General features: G+C 57.7%; 17 protein-coding genes. 7 read left to right on the top strand and 10 right to left on the bottom strand.

Translation table 11 applies throughout. The annotated features are described in order from the left end of the window. Positions 1–39 precede the first annotated feature (39 nt). The 8 genes from fabF to yceD form a co-directional block, all read right to left on the bottom strand. Positions 40–1,281 (bottom strand): beta-ketoacyl-ACP synthase II, encoded by a 1,242-nt coding sequence (fabF, locus tag QDT79_RS13585; RefSeq protein WP_025302412.1) that lies wholly within the window; start codon positions 1,279–1,281, stop codon positions 40–42. Positions 1,282–1,363: 82 nt separating this feature from the next. After that, complete coding sequence (acpP, locus tag QDT79_RS13580; RefSeq protein WP_004719003.1) at positions 1,364–1,600, bottom strand: acyl carrier protein; 237 nt, start codon at positions 1,598–1,600, stop codon at positions 1,364–1,366. Between the two features lie 154 nt (positions 1,601–1,754). Then, positions 1,755–2,489, bottom strand: coding sequence for a 3-oxoacyl-ACP reductase FabG (gene fabG / locus QDT79_RS13575; RefSeq protein ID WP_016928193.1), 735 nt, complete (start codon positions 2,487–2,489; stop codon positions 1,755–1,757). Between the two features lie 11 nt (positions 2,490–2,500). Further along, entirely contained in the window at positions 2,501–3,430 is a 930-nt protein-coding gene (gene fabD, locus QDT79_RS13570; protein ID WP_015377451.1) for an ACP S-malonyltransferase, read from the bottom strand. Between the two features lie 18 nt (positions 3,431–3,448). Further along, positions 3,449–4,402, bottom strand: coding sequence for a beta-ketoacyl-ACP synthase III (locus QDT79_RS13565; protein WP_025302411.1), 954 nt, complete (start codon positions 4,400–4,402; stop codon positions 3,449–3,451). Between the two features lie 6 nt (positions 4,403–4,408). Further along, the gene (plsX, locus tag QDT79_RS13560) at positions 4,409–5,443 is read right to left on the bottom strand and encodes a phosphate acyltransferase PlsX (protein ID WP_071845251.1); all 1,035 of its coding nucleotides are present in this window, start codon (positions 5,441–5,443) and stop codon (positions 4,409–4,411) included. Positions 5,444–5,454: 11 nt separating this feature from the next. Then, on the bottom strand, positions 5,455–5,622 hold the full coding sequence (gene rpmF, locus QDT79_RS13555; RefSeq protein WP_004927778.1) for a 50S ribosomal protein L32: 168 nt from the start codon (positions 5,620–5,622) through the stop codon (positions 5,455–5,457). A 16-nt stretch (positions 5,623–5,638) separates the two neighbouring features. Next, entirely contained in the window at positions 5,639–6,160 is a 522-nt protein-coding gene (gene yceD / locus QDT79_RS13550; RefSeq protein ID WP_004927780.1) for a 23S rRNA accumulation protein YceD, read from the bottom strand. Positions 6,161–6,301: 141 nt separating this feature from the next. Here yceD and QDT79_RS13545 point away from each other — a divergent pair, with 141 nt between their 5' ends. Further along, positions 6,302–6,883, top strand: coding sequence for a Maf family protein (locus QDT79_RS13545; RefSeq protein WP_107227004.1), 582 nt, complete (start codon positions 6,302–6,304; stop codon positions 6,881–6,883). Positions 6,884–6,889: 6 nt separating this feature from the next. Here QDT79_RS13545 and rluC read toward each other — a convergent pair whose 3' ends face one another. After that, positions 6,890–7,849 (bottom strand): 23S rRNA pseudouridine(955/2504/2580) synthase RluC, encoded by a 960-nt coding sequence (gene rluC / locus QDT79_RS13540; protein ID WP_308316615.1) that lies wholly within the window; start codon positions 7,847–7,849, stop codon positions 6,890–6,892. A gap of 552 nt (positions 7,850–8,401) precedes the next feature. Between rluC and rne the strand changes: the two genes are divergently transcribed. Continuing rightward, entirely contained in the window at positions 8,402–11,767 is a 3,366-nt protein-coding gene (rne, locus tag QDT79_RS13535; protein WP_308316614.1) for a ribonuclease E, read from the top strand. A 62-nt stretch (positions 11,768–11,829) separates the two neighbouring features. Here the strand turns inward: rne and QDT79_RS13530 are convergent, their stop codons facing one another. Further along, entirely contained in the window at positions 11,830–12,117 is a 288-nt protein-coding gene (locus QDT79_RS13530) for a putative quinol monooxygenase (protein ID WP_063989523.1), read from the bottom strand. A gap of 213 nt (positions 12,118–12,330) precedes the next feature. Here QDT79_RS13530 and pyrC point away from each other — a divergent pair, with 213 nt between their 5' ends. The 5 genes from pyrC to solA all read left to right on the top strand — a co-directional run bounded on the left by pyrC (position 12,331) and on the right by solA (position 15,814). Next, positions 12,331–13,377, top strand: a complete 1,047-nt coding sequence (gene pyrC / locus QDT79_RS13525; protein ID WP_308316613.1) for a dihydroorotase — start codon at positions 12,331–12,333, stop codon at positions 13,375–13,377. A 75-nt stretch (positions 13,378–13,452) separates the two neighbouring features. Continuing rightward, positions 13,453–13,692, top strand: a complete 240-nt coding sequence (gene dinI, locus QDT79_RS13520) for a DNA damage-inducible protein I (protein ID WP_038875499.1) — start codon at positions 13,453–13,455, stop codon at positions 13,690–13,692. A 130-nt stretch (positions 13,693–13,822) separates the two neighbouring features. Further along, positions 13,823–14,101 carry a hypothetical protein gene (locus QDT79_RS13515; RefSeq protein WP_308316612.1) on the top strand — a complete coding sequence of 93 codons (279 nt, stop codon included), beginning with the start codon at positions 13,823–13,825 and terminating at the stop codon, positions 14,099–14,101. Between the two features lie 201 nt (positions 14,102–14,302). After that, positions 14,303–14,557 carry a biofilm formation regulator BssS gene (bssS, locus tag QDT79_RS13510; RefSeq protein ID WP_004927812.1) on the top strand — a complete coding sequence of 85 codons (255 nt, stop codon included), beginning with the start codon at positions 14,303–14,305 and terminating at the stop codon, positions 14,555–14,557. A gap of 141 nt (positions 14,558–14,698) precedes the next feature. Continuing rightward, positions 14,699–15,814 carry an N-methyl-L-tryptophan oxidase gene (gene solA, locus QDT79_RS13505; protein WP_063989521.1) on the top strand — a complete coding sequence of 372 codons (1,116 nt, stop codon included), beginning with the start codon at positions 14,699–14,701 and terminating at the stop codon, positions 15,812–15,814. The last annotated feature ends 174 nt before the right edge of the window (positions 15,815–15,988 follow it).

The raw sequence follows: 15,988 nt of genomic DNA, 5'->3' as shown, positions 1-15,988 counted from the left end.
TAAAAAACCGGGCTTTTCGTCAGCTATCCACAGCGCGAGTTACACTCGGCGGAAGATCAGCGAGCCGTTGGTGCCGCCGAAGCCGAAGGAGTTACACAGGGTGAACTCCATATCACTCACCTGGCGCGCTTCGTGAGGCACGAAGTCCAGATCGCAACCTTCATCCGGGTTATCCAGGTTGATGGTTGGCGGTACCGCCTGATCGCGCAGCGCCAGCACGGTGAAGATAGACTCGATCGCGCCTGCCGCACCCAACAGGTGGCCGGTCATCGATTTGGTAGAGCTCACCAGCACACGCTGGGCATCGGCACCGAAGACGGATTTCACCGCCTGCGCTTCCGCCTGGTCGCCCGCCGGCGTAGAAGTGCCGTGCGCATTGATGTAGCCGATTTGTGACGGGGTCACACCGGCGTCAAGCAGGGCATTTTCCATCGCCAGCGCAGCGCCTGCGCCATTTTCCGGTGGCGACGTCATGTGATAAGCATCGCTGCTCATCCCAAAGCCCACCACTTCGGCATAGATTTTCGCGCCGCGTTTTTTCGCGTGCTCGTACTCTTCCAGCACCATCATGCCGGCGCCGTCACCCAGCACGAAGCCGTCGCGGTCTTTATCCCACGGACGGCTCGCCGCCTGCGGGTTGTCATTACGGGTGGACAGGGCGCGCGCTGCGCCAAAGCCGCCGACGCCCAATGGGGTGCTGGCTTTCTCTGCCCCACCGGCCAGCATCACGTCAGCATCATTGTAAGCAATGATACGTGCCGCATGGCCGATGTTGTGCACACCTGAAGTACAGGCGGTGGCGATGGAAATGCTTGGGCCACGCATGCCGTACATGATTGTCAGGTGGCCTGCAATCATATTCACGATGGTGGATGGCACGAAGAACGGACTGATTTTCCGTGGGCCACCGTTGACCAGTGAACTGTGGTTTTCTTCGATCAAACCCAGGCCGCCGATGCCGGAACCGATCGCGGCTCCAATGCGGCTGGCGTTAGCCTCGGTGATGTCCAGACCTGCATCCTGCATGGCTTGCATGCCGGCAGCGATACCGTACTGGATAAAGGCATCCATCTTGCGCGCATCTTTGCGAGAGATGAAATCCTCAGAATTAAAATTCTTTACCAGGCCAGCAAACTTGGTCGCATAGGCAGTGGTATCGAAATGGTCGATCAGGCTGATGCCACTCTGACCGGCAAGAAGAGCGTTCCACGTGGACTCTACCGTATTGCCGACAGGAGACAACATGCCCAGTCCGGTCACAACTACTCGACGCTTAGACACGTTTGTCCTCCAGGGAGGGAAAAATATGACACTAGGGATAGAAAAAACTTAGGCGGTCGAACGACCGCCTAGATATGTTCTCTTACTGCTGGCTAGCGTTGATGAAATCAATAGCTGCCTGAACAGTAGTGATCTTCTCAGCTTCTTCGTCTGGAATCTCGGTGTCGAATTCTTCTTCCAGTGCCATTACCAGCTCAACGGTGTCAAGAGAATCAGCGCCCAGATCTTCAACGAAAGAAGCGTTGTTCAAAACTTCTTCCTGTTTAACACCCAGTTGCTCAACAATGATTTTCTTAACGCGTTCTTCGATAGTGCTCATACTCTTAAATTTCCTATCAAAACTCGCTTTCGCGATGGTTTTCGTAGTGTATAAAATGCTGAAAAAGATGCAACTAAATCCCGGCTGGTCAAACCACGATTTTACGCTATTTTGCGGTTTTTGCCTCAAATAACGCAAATGGTTTTCACATTTTTTAAATCATGTACATGCCGCCATTGACATGTAACGTTTCACCGGTGATATAGCCGGCCTCATCAGAGGCCAAAAATGCAACAGCGCTGGCGATTTCTTTAGCATCGCCCAGCCGGTTGGCTGGAACTGATGACAAAATGCCTGCGCGTTGATCATCTGTCAACGCCCGTGTCATGTCCGTCTCAATAAAGCCAGGTGCCACGACGTTGACCGTAATGCCACGCGAAGCAACTTCACGTGCCAAAGATTTGCTAAAACCAATCAGACCGGCTTTAGCCGCCGCGTAGTTCGCCTGCCCTGCGTTCCCCATGGTACCGACAACGGAACCGATGGTGATGATACGGCCAAACCGCTTTTTCATCATAGCGCGCATTACCGCTTTTGACAGGCGGAATACGGAAGTCAGGTTGGTGTCGAGGATATCCTCCCACTCGTCATCCTTCATACGCATCAGCAGGTTATCACGCGTGATGCCGGCATTATTCACTAAAATGTCGATTTCGCCAAATTCGGCGCGAATCGATGCCAGCACGCTGTCGATAGATTGCGCATCAACAACGTTCAACATAAACCCTTTGCCGTTTGCGCCCAGGTAGCTGCTGATCGCTTCAGCGCCGCTCTCGCTGGTCGCGGTGCCGATCACTTTGGCGCCGCGTGCCACAAACGTTTCTGCAATAGCTCGGCCAATACCACGGCTCGCGCCGGTGACCAGAACGATTTTACCTTCGAAGCTCATCATTTTCCTCTTTATTGTTCAAGCGCCGCCGACAGGCTGGCGGTGTCGTTCACCGCCGCAGCCGTCAGGGTGTCAACAATACGTTTAGTCAGGCCGGTCAGCACTTTGCCCGGCCCCACTTCCAGCAGCGACGTCACTCCCTGTGCTGCGATAAATTCTACGCTCTCGGTCCAACGTACCGGGCTGTACAGCTGACGCACCAGCGCGCTGCGGATCGCTTCCGGATCGTTTTCAGTGCGCACGTCGACGTTATTCACCACCGGCACCTGCGGCGCGTTGAAGGTGATGTCCTGCAGCGCCACGGCCAGTTTGTCGGCGGCCGGCTTCATCAGTGCGCAGTGCGAAGGCACGCTCACCGGCAGCGGCAGCGCACGTTTGGCGCCGGCGGCTTTGCAGGCGGCGCCTGCGCGCTCAACCGCTTCTTTGTTGCCGGCGATGACCACCTGGCCCGGCGAGTTGAAGTTGACCGGAGAAACCACCTGCCCTTGCGCAGACTCTTCACACGCCTTGGCGATTGCGTCGTTGTCCAGACCGATGATGGCGTACATCGCGCCGGTGCCTTCCGGCACCGCTTCCTGCATCAGCTTGCCGCGCAGCTCGACCAGACGGATCGCCGCCTTGAAGTCCAGCACGCCGGCACAGACCAGCGCCGAGTATTCGCCCAGGCTGTGGCCCGCCATCAGCGCAGGCGCTTTACCGCCCTGCTGCTGCCAAACGCGGAAAATCGCCACCGAGGCGGCCAGCAGAGCCGGTTGGGTCTGCCAGGTTTTGTTCAGTTCTTCCGCCGGGCCTTGCTGCACCAGTTGCCACAGGTCGTAACCCAGGGCGGAAGAGGCTTCGCCGAAGGTTTCTTCGACGATCGGGAACTGTGCGGCCAACTCGGCCAGCATGCCAACGGTCTGCGACCCCTGGCCCGGGAAAACAAAAGCAAATTGCGTCATTTTTTCTTCCTGTCCAAATCAGAAACGAACCAGCGCCGAGCCCCAGGTAAAGCCGCCGCCGAAGGCCTCCAGCAGCACCAGTTGGCCACGCTGAATTCGCCCGTCGCGCACGGCTTCGTCCAGTGCGGAAGGCACCGAGGCGGCAGAGGTGTTGCCGTGACGATCGAGCGTCACCACCACTTTGTCCATTCCCATGCCCAGTTTTTTCGCCGTTGCGCTGATGATGCGCAGGTTGGCCTGGTGCGGTACCAGCCAATCCAGCTCGCTGCGGTCCATGTTGTTGGCCTGCAACGTCTCGTCGACGATGCGCGCCAGCTCTGTAACCGCAACCTTGAAGACTTCGTTGCCCGCCATGGTGACATAGGCCGGCTTGTCTTGATTCTGACGATCCTTGTACGGTAGCGTCAGCAGGTTGCCGTAGCTGCCGTCGGCATGCAGATGGGTAGACAGAATGCCCGGCGCTTCAGAAGCCCCCAGCACCACCGCCCCTGCGCCATCGCCAAACAGAATGATGGTGCCGCGATCTTCAGGATCCAGCGTGCGCGACAAGACGTCCGCGCCGATAACCAACGCATGTTTGACCGCGCCGTTTTTCACGTACTGATCGGCCACGCTGAGCGCGTAAGTGAAGCCGGCGCAGGCCGCAGCCAGATCGAACGCCGCACAGTCTTTGATGCCCAGCATTTGCTGCACCAGACACGCCGCGCTCGGGAACGCGTGAGTGGTCGTGGTGGTCGCCACGACGATCAGCCCAATGTCTTCTTTAGCCACACCTGCCATTTCCAGCGCTTTCTCAGCGGCCTGGAAGCTCATCGTCGCAACGGTTTCATCCGCAGCGGCGATGCGACGTTCGCGGATACCGGTACGCGTGACGATCCACTCGTCAGAGGTATCCACCATTTTTTCCAAATCAGCATTGGTGCGCACTTGTACGGGCAAATAACTCCCCGTACCGAGAATCTTTGTATACATGTACGATCAGTCACTCTTAGGTAATACAGCCTCAAGGCGCGCAGCAATCCTTTCCGGGACTTGCCGCTGCACCGCCTGCACAGCCTGTTCGATTGCGACTGCAAACGCGTGAGGGTTCGCAGCGCCGTGGCTCTTGACTACGGTGCTGCGCAATCCTAACAGACATGCGCCATTATACTGGTCGGGGTTCAGGTGGCCGAACCGCTTAACCACCCGTTTTTGCAACCAACGGCCCAACAATTTCAGCCACCACGCTTGCTTGTTTCCGTCGCCGGACGATTTCAGCAGCGATAAGAACACCCTGACCACCCCTTCCATGGTTTTCAGGGTGACGTTGCCCACGAAGCCATCGCAAACCAACACGTCGGTCTTGCCGGTGAGCAGTTCGTTTCCTTCCAGGTAACCAATATAGTTGATTGCCGGAGTATTTTTTAGCACAGCGGCCGCTTCGCGGATATTATCCAGGCCTTTGGTCTCTTCTTCGCCAATATTCAGCAGCGCCACCCGCGGTTGCGCAATGCCGATCACCTCTTCCGCCATCACCGCACCCATCACGGCAAACTGCACCAGCATGGTGCTGTCGCACTCAACGTTGGCGCCCAGATCCAGCACCACGGTTTTACTGCGTTGCTGATTCGGGATCGCCGTCATCAGCGCCGGGCGTTCGATGCCTTCCAGCGGCTTGACCAACAGCTTCGCCAATCCCATCAGCGCACCGGTATTGCCGGCGCTGACGCAGCCCTGTGCATTTCCACTGCTGAGCTGCTCGAGCGCAATGCGCATCGACGTGCCGCGGCTGGCGCGTATCGCTTGTGAAGGTTTGGCGTCGCCGGCGATCACGGACTCGGCGGGCACGACTTGCAAACGCTCCAGAAGAACCGGATCGGCGTGGGCAAGCAAAGGGGAGATGACGTCGGGATTGCCGACCAGCAGGAGATGAAGCTGTAAATTAGAGGCCAGTGCCTGCAACGAAGCAGGCACTGTGACGCAGGGACCGAAGTCCCCGCCCATTGCATCTAACGCCAGGGTTAGACGAGTCAAGGTATCGCTACTTAGCCGATAACCTTGCGACCGCGGTAGAAACCGTCGGCAGTGATGTGGTGACGACGGTGAGTTTCACCGGATACTTTGTCTACAGACAGAGTAGTCGTGGTCAGAGCATCGTGAGAACGACGCATGCCACGCTTGGAACGGGTTGGTTTATTCTGTTGTACGGCCATGGACCTTACTCCTCAATTACTTACGCTTTAAACTGGCTAATACGGCAAACGGATTCGGTTTCTCCGCCTCGGGAGGCAGTTGGCCGAATACCATGTCCGCTTCGGACACTTCACAGTGTTCAGATTCATGTACCGGAACGACAGGCAGTGAAAGAATAATTTCGTCTTCAATCATTGCCAACAGATCGACTTCGCCAAACTCGTCAACTTCGATCGGTTCGTACGCTTCCGGTAATGCCTCAGCCTGCTCATCATTGACGACCGGGCTAAAACAATATGTTGTGTGAACCTGATGTTCGAACGGGACTCCACAGCGTTGGCACATCAACGTTACCGTGACGTCCGCATGCCCTGTTATCACCGCGAGGCGCTGATTGTCGATATTGAACGACAACGACACCTCGACATCACTGTCCACACTGACCACGGAGTCGGCAACACGAGTAACCTGCTCAGGCGCATAGACACCAGCATAGTCCAGGCGTTTCTGAGCGGTACGTACCGCATCAATGGTCAAGGGTAATTTTACCTTTTGCATAGGGCGCGCATATTAACTTTGTAACGACATAGAGTCAAAGAAAAAGGCCGTAAAACGGCTCCTTTCACCAATATTCGCTTCCACAGCGGCCGACAGTTTAAAATGCCGTACCCATTTACGCTACGGTTTGCGAAAAAAATTATGCAGAGATTGCTTTTAGCTTCCACCTCCCCCTATCGAAAAATGCTGCTGGAGAAGCTGCAGCTGCCCTTCGACTGCGCCGCACCCGAGGTGGATGAAACCCCACTGCCGGGCGAAACCGCCGAAGCGCTGGTGCTGCGCCTGGCGGCGGCGAAGGCTCAGGCGCTGGCCCTCGCCTATCCCGAACATCTGATCATCGGCTCCGATCAGGTCTGCGTGATCGATGGCAACATCACCGGCAAGCCCCATACCGAGGAGAACGCCCGGGCGCAGCTGCGCCAGGCCAGCGGCCAAGCCGTGACTTTCTATACCGGCCTGGCGCTGTACAACGGGCGCAGCAAGCAACTGCAGGCCCTGTGCGAGCCGTTCCACGTGCATTTTCGCGCGCTGAGCGAAGCGGAGATCGCTGCCTATATTCGTCTGGAGCAGCCGCTGAACTGCGCAGGCAGTTTCAAGAGCGAGGGATTGGGGATCGCGCTGTTCGACAGGCTGGAAGGCCGGGACCCGAACGCCCTGATCGGCCTGCCGTTGATCGCGCTGTTGGAGATGTTGCGGGCTGAAGGCATCAACCCGCTGGTCTGACGCGGATTACTTGGCCGTTTGCCGGCGCAGCATCTGCAGGCAGTGGCGCAGCTCTTCGTCCATCGGCGCTTCGATGCGCATCGTTTCGCCAGTGGACGGATGCTCGAAGCGCAGCGCCGCGGCGTGCAGGAACAGCCGCTTCAGGCCGGTACCCGCCAGTTGGCGATCGAACTCACGGTCGCCATAGCGATCGTCAAAGGCGATCGGGTGCCCGGCATGCAGAGTGTGCACGCGGATCTGGTGAGTACGCCCGGTGATCGGGCTGGCCTTCACCAGGGTGGCGAATTCGTAACGCTCTTCCACCTTGAAGCGGGTTTCCGAAGGCTTGCCTTCGCTGCTGACGCGCACGATGCGTTCGCCGCTTTGCAGAATGTTTTTCAGCAGCGGCGCCTGTACGGCCTTGCAGTGGGACTGCCACTGGCCGCGCACCAGCGCCAGATAATCCTTCTGCATGCCTTTCAGCCGCAGCTGTTCATGCAGCGAGCGCAGCGCGGAACGCTTCTTGGCCACCAACAGCACGCCGGAGGTATCGCGATCCAGACGGTGCACCAGCTCGAGGAAACGGGCTTCCGGGCGCAGCGCGCGCAGCCCTTCGATCACACCGAAGCTCAGGCCGCTGCCGCCGTGCACTGCGGTGCCGGAAGGCTTGTTGAGGATCAGCAGGTGGTCGTCTTCATAGAGGATGCAGTCCGCCAGTGCGGCTACCTTATCCAGCTTGGCCGACACCGGCGTCTCTTCACGCTCGGCCACGCGCACCGGCGGCACGCGTACCACGTCGCCGGCCGCCAATTTGTATTCGGCCTTGATGCGTCCTTTATTGACCCGCACCTCGCCTTTGCGCACGATGCGGTAAATCATGCTCTTCGGCACGCCTTTCAGGCGAGCGAGCAGAAAGTTGTCGATTCTCTGACCGGCTTCGTCGTCGGAAATCGTGATGAATTGTACTGCTGGATTGTTCGTTTTCATGGTGCGGGATTCTAAATAGAGCGCGTGAATAGCGCCACATCTTTTTCTGTGCTTAACTGTCTCTCTGACGGCGGGCGAAACCCCAGCGAACAATAAGGCAGCAAGCCGATTTGAACGTTTGCGATTTCTTCCGCAGTTAAGGAAAAGTCACCTTGCTATAACGGCATCAGCAGTGGAATAATGCAGTTACTTTCCGCGTTGATTCTCGTTAAACAGGGAAAACGGTGGAATTATAAAATTTGTCTGATCGCGCAAAAACGCAGCAATGGCGTAAGACGTAATGCGAAATCAAACAATTAGCGGGCTGCGGGTTGCAGCTTGGCCGGCAAATGGAATCAGATCTGTCGACGTAAATCAGAGGCTATTCCCCTAGTAAAAGTGCTGTCTTTCACAAAAAAAAGCAGGCTTACCGAGATAATGCGCCCCTATGCAGGCGACAACCGTGAGGTTGACGGCTTTGCGAGAAGACACGGGGCTTTCGGTTTAACTCCGGCCATGAGGTTATTTTGCCCGCAGCTTTGTCGATAATGTAAAAATAACGAGTAAGTTAAGATGAAAAGAATGTTGATTAACGCAACTCAGCAGGAAGAGTTGCGTGTTGCCCTCGTAGATGGACAGCGGCTGTATGATTTGGATATCGAAAGTCCGGGTCATGAGCAGAAAAAAGCGAATATTTACAAAGGCAAAATCACCCGCATTGAACCAAGTCTTGAAGCAGCGTTCGTGGACTACGGCGCAGAACGACATGGTTTCCTCCCCCTTAAAGAAATCGCCCGCGAATACTTCCCTAGCAATTACTCTTCCCATGGCCGCCCAAACATCAAAGATGTGCTGCGCGAAGGCCAGGAAGTCATCGTTCAGGTAGACAAAGAAGAACGTGGCAACAAAGGCGCCGCCTTGACCACCTTCATCAGTCTCGCGGGCAGCTATCTGGTGCTGATGCCGAACAACCCGCGTGCAGGCGGTATTTCTCGCCGCATCGAGGGCGACGATCGCACCGAGCTGAAAGAAGCGCTCTCCTCGTTGCAACTGCCGGACGGCATGGGCCTGATCGTTCGCACCGCGGGCGTAGGCAAATCCGCCGACGCGCTGCAGTGGGATCTCTCCTTCCGCCTCAAGCACTGGGAAGCGATTAAAAAAGCCGCCGAAGGCCGCTCTGCGCCGTTCCTGATCCACCAGGAAAGCAACGTTATCGTGCGCGCCTTCCGCGATTACCTGCGCCCGGACATCGGCGAAATCCTGATCGACAACCCGAAAATTCTCGATCTGGCCAAAGAGCACATCGCTGCGCTGGGCCGCCCGGATTTCAGCAGCAAAATCAAACTGTACAGCGGTGAAATCCCTCTGTTCAGCCACTACCAGATCGAATCGCAGATCGAATCCGCCTTCCAGCGCGAAGTGCGTCTGCCGTCCGGCGGCTCGATCGTCATCGACAGTACAGAAGCGCTGACCGCCATCGACATCAACTCCGCCCGCGCAACCCGCGGCGGCGACATCGAAGAGACGGCGTTCAACACCAACCTGGAAGCGGCGGACGAGATCGCTCGCCAGCTGCGCCTGCGTGACCTTGGCGGCCTGATCGTCATCGACTTCATCGACATGACGCCGGTTCGCCACCAGCGCGAAGTGGAAAACCGCCTGCGCGACGCCGTGCGCCAGGACCGCGCGCGCATCCAGATCGGCCGCATTTCCCGTTTCGGTCTGCTGGAAATGTCCCGTCAGCGCCTCAGCCCGTCGCTGGGCGAGTCCAGCCACCACGTGTGCCCTCGCTGTAACGGCACCGGCACCATCCGCGACAACGAATCGCTGGCGCTGTCCATCCTGCGCCTGATCGAAGAAGAAGCGCTGAAGGAAAACACCAAAGAAGTTCACGCTATCGTGCCGGTTCAGGTCGCTTCGTACCTGCTGAACGAAAAGCGCGAATCCGTCAGCGCGATCGAAAAACGCCAGGGCGGCGTGAAAGCCGTCATCGTGCCGAACGATCAGATGCAAACCCCGCACTACTCGGTGCTGCGCGTGCGCAAGGGAGAGGAAACCTCTACCCTCAGCTACCTGCTGCCGAAGCTGCATGAAGAAGACATGGAGCGCCCGCTGGAAGATGCGCCGATGGAGCGCAAACGTCCAGAGCAACCGGCCCTGGCTTCCTTCTCACTGTCCGCCGATGCGCCGCCGCCGGCTGAAGAACCCGTCGCCGTGGCCAAGCCTGCCGCTACCGCCGCCAAGGCTCAAGCCGCAGCGCCGGTCGCCGCCAAGCCGGGCTTCCTGGGCCGCCTGTTCGGGGGGCTGAAGAACCTGTTCGCCGGTGAAGAACAACCTGCCGTCGAAGAAGCCAAACCGGCCGAAACGCCGAAGGCGGAAGGCAACGGTGAAAACCGTCGTCAGGATCGTCGCGGTCAGCGCCGTCAAGGCACCGGCCGTAAAGAGCGCGGTGAGCGTGGCGATCGTCCGGAACGCGGCGAGCGTAAAGAGCGCGGTGAAGGCCGTGACAATCGCGAGCGCGACAACCGTGAACCGCGTGAGAACCGCGAAGGCCGTGAATCGCGTGAATCCCGCGATGAGCAGCGCCGCAACCGCCGCAACCAGCAGCAGAACGCACCGGTAGCGGAGGAAACCGCCTCGGAAGAAAGCGCTAAAGCGCCGCGCGAAGATCAGCAGCAGCGTCGTGAGCAACGTGCTGAACGCCAGCGTCGTCGTCAGGAAGAGAAGCGCCAGGCTCAGCAGGAAGTGAAAGCGCTGGAAAGCGTTGAAGCGGTCGAGAGCACCGACGAAGAGCAGGAAGAACGCCAGCAGCAGAATATGCAGCGCCGTCAGCGCCGCCCTCTGTCGCAGAAAGTGCGTATCCTGTCTGCGGAAGAAGAACTGCAGCGTGCAGCGGAAGAGCTGTTGGCGCCGAAAGCGCCGGTCGCGAAAGCCGCCGACGCGCAGTCGACCGCCGACGACAGCGTCAAGCTGCTGCCGGAAACCGTTGTCGCTCAGCCGGAAGACGATGCCCAGGGCGAAAACCGCGGCAATGGCGAAGGCATGCCGCGTCGCTCCCGTCGTTCACCGCGTCACCTGCGCGTCAGCGGCCAGCGCCGCCGCCGTTACCGTGATGAGCGTTACCCGCTGCAATCCCCAATGCCACTGGCGGGCGCGTTCGCTTCGCCGGAAATGGCGTCGGGCAAAGTCTGGGTAAGCTACCCGGTTGCTCAGGTTGAAGAAGCCGAAGTGCAGGCCGAAGTCGTAGAAGTAGAACAGGCAGCGGCACCGGTTGTCGCCGCAGCGGTTGAACAGCACAACGTTGCCGTGGAAGAAACTCAGGCTGCGGCCAGCGTCAACGAGTCGGCACCAGAAGCCGCCGTTGAAACTGCTGCCGTTACCGTATCGGAAGAAGCTGCAGCCGTAGCGCCTGTCGTTGCTACCCCGGCCGAGGAAACCCCGGCGCCGGTGGAAGCCGCTCCGGCACCTGCCGCAGTTGAAGAACCGAAAGCGGAAGAGACTGCCCCGGCAGTGGAAGCTGAGCCGGTAGCTGAAATCGTTGCGGCAGAGCCTGTGGTTGAAGCCAAGCTGGTGGAAGAAGAGCCTGTGGTCGAAACTGCACCGGTAGAAGCCACGCCAGTGGTAGAAGCCGCACCTGCGACAGCCGCCGTGGAAGCCGCTCCGGTGGAAAAAGCCCCGGAGCCAACTGCCGCCGAGCCTGCACCTGCGGTTGTTCAACAGCCCGCTCCGGTGAAAGCCGTACAGGACGTGCTGTACAAACACATCGCCACTGCGCCGATGACCAAAGCGCCTGCGCCGGCCTACGAGCCGGAAGAACGCAAGCACAGCGACTGGCAGCGCCCTTCCTTCAATTTTGAAGGCAAAGGTTCAGCCGGCGGTCACTCGGCAGCGAGCCAGGCTACCGCGCCGGCCACCAAGCCGCAGCCGGTTAACGAATAAGTTAATCTGCAACCCTAAAAAAAAACCCGCCATCGGCGGGTTTTTTCTTGCCTGTAAAATGCTCAGGCGATCTTCTTCAGTTTCTTGATGTCCAAAACATCCAACTTGCCGTCAAGCCGGCTGACGAACTGCTGAAAATGCGCCGTCTCATTATGCTTATCCAGCGCTTCGCTGCTGGCCCAACGCTCAAAGAACACGAAAACGCCCGGCTTTTCCAGATCGCGATGCAAGTCATATTGCAGGTTGCCCAACTCCTGGCGGCTCGGCTCGATAATGTCGTGCACCGCTTCGCTGACGACGGCTTCAAATCCCGCTTTCGCTTGCAGGGTGGCGATAACGCGTACTTCCATTGCTTTCTCCCTTTCCACTTGATGACAGTCGACGGTATTGGCGTCGGCATCGTTGAAATCCCTGTTACTATGCGCCCGCTGCCCTACTGATTTCAACTTGTCGCCAACAAACAGATGCATCTCAGGCACTTTCCGCTTATCCTTACACCCCGGCGTGAATAAACCCATTATTCGCTTTTCATTAGACGTATTTGACCGCCGGAGCCTAGCTAGATGACCGCACAACCTCAAGTTCTGAAAATCCGCCGCCCAGACGACTGGCATATTCACCTGCGTGACGATGAGATGCTGAAAACCGTGGTGCCCTATACCAGCCAGGTATTTGGCCGGGCGATCGTGATGCCGAACCTGGTTCCGCCCGTAACGACCGTGGCCGCCGCGCGCGCCTACCGCGATCGCATTCTGGCGGCGGTCCCGCAGGGCCACAACTTCACTCCACTGATGACCTGCTACCTGACCAACTCCCTGGCGGCCAGTGAACTGATCAACGGCTTCGAGCAAGGGGTGTTTACCGCCGCCAAGCTGTATCCAGCCAACGCCACCACCAACTCCAGCCACGGCGTCAGCGACGTGACCGGCATTTACCCGCTGTTCGAACAGATGCAAAAAATCGGCATGCCTTTGCTGATCCACGGCGAAGTGACCGATCCTGCCGTCGATATCTTCGACCGCGAGGCGCGCTTTATCGAACAGGTCATGGAGCCTATCCGCCGCCAGTTCCCGGAGCTTAAGATCGTCTTCGAGCACATCACCACCAAAGAAGCGGCGCAATATGTGCAGGCAGGCAATCGTTTCCTCGGCGCCACCATCACGCCACAGCATCTGATGTTCAACCGCAACCACATGCTGGTGGGCGGCATTCGCCCACACCTGTTCTGCCTGCCGATCCTCAAGCGCAATGTCCACCAGGAAGCACTGCGTCAGGCGGTCGCCAGCGGCTCGGACCGTTTCTTCCTCGGTACCGACTCTGCCCCGCATCTCAAGCACCGCAAAGAGTCCAGCTGTGGCTGCGCCGGCTGCTTCAACGCGCCGAATGCCATCCTGGCTTACGCTGCCGTGTTCGAACAGCTCGGCGCGTTGGAGCACTTTGAAGCCTTCTGCTCGCTCAACGGTCCGCGCTTCTACGGCCTTCCGCTCAACGAAGACTTCATCGAGTTGCAGCGCGTGCCGACCACCCAACCGGAAGAGATCGCCCTGGGCAATGAATCCGTGATCCCCTTCCTCGCCGGTGAAACCCTGAACTGGTCGCTGAAAGACTGATATTTTTGTTTCGCCCTCTTGCCCCCGCGCCCGGTTAACTGTATAAATAAACAGTAAATCGCTTCGGGGGCAATTATGCGTGTTGAAGTCACTATAGATAAAACCCGGCCGCTGCCGGCGGGCGCCATTGAGGCGCTGACCGGCGAACTGGGCAAGCGGGTCAATCGCCAGTTTCCAGACGCCGTCGTGCAAGTACGTTATGCCGGCGCCAACGGCCTCTCCGTGCTGGGGGGCGCCAAAACCGACCGGGATCTGATCGAGGAAATCCTTCAGGAAACCTGGGAAAGCGCTGACGAGTGGTTCAGCGCAGAATAACACTGCAATGCTGTTTTTGCCGGGGGTCGCTCTCCGGCTTTTTTGTTTCTGGCGCCCTGCCCATTCATCGCTTACCCTTACTCTGGAACAAAATGCGCCTCAGCGCTGTACTTAACGCAAAGGAGTAAGCATGGCCCCGGACAAGGTGAAATCCGAAGACGCAATGACGTTTGGCGAACTGCTGGCGCTGATAGCCGATCAGAAAAGGCGCTTGAACGTATTGGAAGTGGCTTTCTCTTATCTGGCCTTCAGCCTGGATGATAAAGCCAATCAAAGGCTGATCCACAGCCTGAAGCTGGAATCGCACAGCCAGAATCGCGACGCCGAAACGCAAAAGCATTTCGCCCATTTGGCCGAAGAGCTGGAAAAATGTCTGCATGGCACATCGCCACCTGCCGACGCGGAATAACGCGCTGCGCGTTACTCATCCACCGCTGCACATACAAATTTGTAGAATAATTGTTCAAATAAATATTTATTTTGCAAATTTCGGTGACAACCCCCTCCACCGATGAAAGCGGATGCGTATACTGTAATTGCTCTCATGATGATGAGCCGCATTGATCCTCGTTAGTCACTCACGGTAGTTACTACTCAATAAGGGGTCTTTATGGACAGAAATGATGAAGTAATTCAGACGCACCCGCTTGTCGGTTGGGATATCAGTACTGTCGACGTTTACGACGCCATGATGATACGCCTTCATTACCTGTCTTCACTAGACCAAACGCCTGAAGAAGCCCAAGTAGACAGAACGCTTTGGCTGACCACAGATGTCGCCCGTCAATTAATCAATATCTTAGAGGCCGGCATCGCCAAGATTGAAGCTACGGATTACCAGGATCTTGATCGCAGAAAACATTGATTCATCGTCCCCTAACCCCTAAGGCGCCGTGGCCCATTCCCGGCGCCTTTTTCTTTGCCTTTCGCCGTTCAATCAGTGCATTGCGCTCGGCAACCTTTTATCATGGGGCGATAAGAAATCGCTATCAGAGAGGGTGGGCACGTGGAATATGATTTGATTGTGGTGGGCAGCGGTTCAGTCGGCGCGGCGGCAGGGTATTACGCTACCCGAGCCGGCTTGAAAGTGCTGATGATCGACAGCGCCATTCCCCCGCACCGCAATGGCAGCCATCACGGCGACACCCGCATCATCCGTCATGCTTACGGCGAAGGTGAAAAGTACGTGCCGCTGGTGCTGCGCGCGCAGGCGTTGTGGAATGCGCTGATTCAGCAATCCGGCGAGGAACTGTTCCAGTCGTGCGGCGTGCTCAATTTGGGGCCGCTGCACTCCGAATTCATTCGTAATGCTCAGCAGAGCGCGCAGAAATTCCGCCTGAACGCGCAAACCCTTAGCGCCGAACAGATCGCTCAACGCTGGCCGGAATTCCGTGCGCCGGATGGTTACGTCGGCGTTTTCGAGCCGGACGCCGGCTTCCTGCGCGCCGAGCTGGCGGTTGCCAGCCTGATCAAGCTGGCGAAAGAGGCCGGCTGCAGCCAGCTGTTCAATTGCCCGGTCAGCGCGGTGGAACCTATCGATGGCGGCGTTGCAGTCGTCACCGGCGAAGGGCGTTTCACGGCGCGAAAAGCCGTGGTCACCGCAGGCACCTGGGTGAAAGCGCTGTTGCCGCAGTTGCCGATCGCGCCATTGCGCAAGGTATTCTCCTGGCATCAGGCGGACGGCCGCTACAGTGTGAACAACCGCTTCCCGGCCTTTACCGTCGAAGCGCAGGACGGCACGCACTATTACGGCTTCCCGGCGGACAACGACGGCCTGAAAGTGGGCAAACACGATGGCGGCCAGCCGATGGATGCCCCCGAGCAGCGCAAGCCCTTCGGCAGCTACGCCAGCGACGGCACCGAAGTCTTCACCTTCCTGCGGCAGTTTTTGCCAGGTGTAGGCGTATGTTTACACGGCGAAGCCTGCAGTTATGACATGAGCCCAGACGAAGACTTTATTATCGATACCCTGCCGGAGTGCGATCGCCTGATGGTCATCAGCGGATTGAGCGGCCACGGCTTCAAGTTCGCCAGCGCGCTGGGTGAGATTGCCGCGCTGTTTGCGCAGGACAAAGCGCCGCCGGTCGATGTCGCCAGCTTTGGTCTGAAACGATTTAGCTAAGCGAAGGATTTCGCTGTCCAGGTTGCCACCGCGCCCTGGACAGCGAAATTTGGCGGTTACAATTCATTAACATGCTAACTCTTTTAAATACCAAGTAAAAATTCTGATAACGGAAATTTCTTGTATTCAGCATTTGAATTTCCGAATTGAACACTTGCAGTGTAAGTCCTATTT

Source organism: Serratia marcescens (assembly GCF_029846115.1).
GTDB classification, from domain to species: Bacteria; Pseudomonadota; Gammaproteobacteria; order Enterobacterales; family Enterobacteriaceae; genus Serratia; species Serratia marcescens_L.
This window is presented reverse-complemented; position numbering and strand designations above follow the sequence as displayed.

Coding starts and splice junctions, on each gene's coding strand:
- pyrC (WP_308316613.1), top strand. CDS start 12,331: ATGACCGCACAACCTCAAGTTCTGAAAATCCGCCGCCCAGACGACTGG.
- QDT79_RS13530 (WP_063989523.1), bottom strand. CDS start 12,117: ATGGAAGTACGCGTTATCGCCACCCTGCAAGCGAAAGCGGGATTTGAA.
- rpmF (WP_004927778.1), bottom strand. CDS start 5,622: ATGGCCGTACAACAGAATAAACCAACCCGTTCCAAGCGTGGCATGCGT.
- yceD (WP_004927780.1), bottom strand. CDS start 6,160: ATGCAAAAGGTAAAATTACCCTTGACCATTGATGCGGTACGTACCGCT.
- dinI (WP_038875499.1), top strand. CDS start 13,453: ATGCGTGTTGAAGTCACTATAGATAAAACCCGGCCGCTGCCGGCGGGC.
- bssS (WP_004927812.1), top strand. CDS start 14,303: ATGGACAGAAATGATGAAGTAATTCAGACGCACCCGCTTGTCGGTTGG.
- fabD (WP_015377451.1), bottom strand. CDS start 3,430: ATGACGCAATTTGCTTTTGTTTTCCCGGGCCAGGGGTCGCAGACCGTT.
- QDT79_RS13565 (WP_025302411.1), bottom strand. CDS start 4,402: ATGTATACAAAGATTCTCGGTACGGGGAGTTATTTGCCCGTACAAGTG.
- QDT79_RS13545 (WP_107227004.1), top strand. CDS start 6,302: ATGCAGAGATTGCTTTTAGCTTCCACCTCCCCCTATCGAAAAATGCTG.
- QDT79_RS13515 (WP_308316612.1), top strand. CDS start 13,823: ATGGCCCCGGACAAGGTGAAATCCGAAGACGCAATGACGTTTGGCGAA.
- fabG (WP_016928193.1), bottom strand. CDS start 2,489: ATGAGCTTCGAAGGTAAAATCGTTCTGGTCACCGGCGCGAGCCGTGGT.
- rne (WP_308316614.1), top strand. CDS start 8,402: ATGAAAAGAATGTTGATTAACGCAACTCAGCAGGAAGAGTTGCGTGTT.
- acpP (WP_004719003.1), bottom strand. CDS start 1,600: ATGAGCACTATCGAAGAACGCGTTAAGAAAATCATTGTTGAGCAACTG.
- rluC (WP_308316615.1), bottom strand. CDS start 7,849: ATGAAAACGAACAATCCAGCAGTACAATTCATCACGATTTCCGACGAC.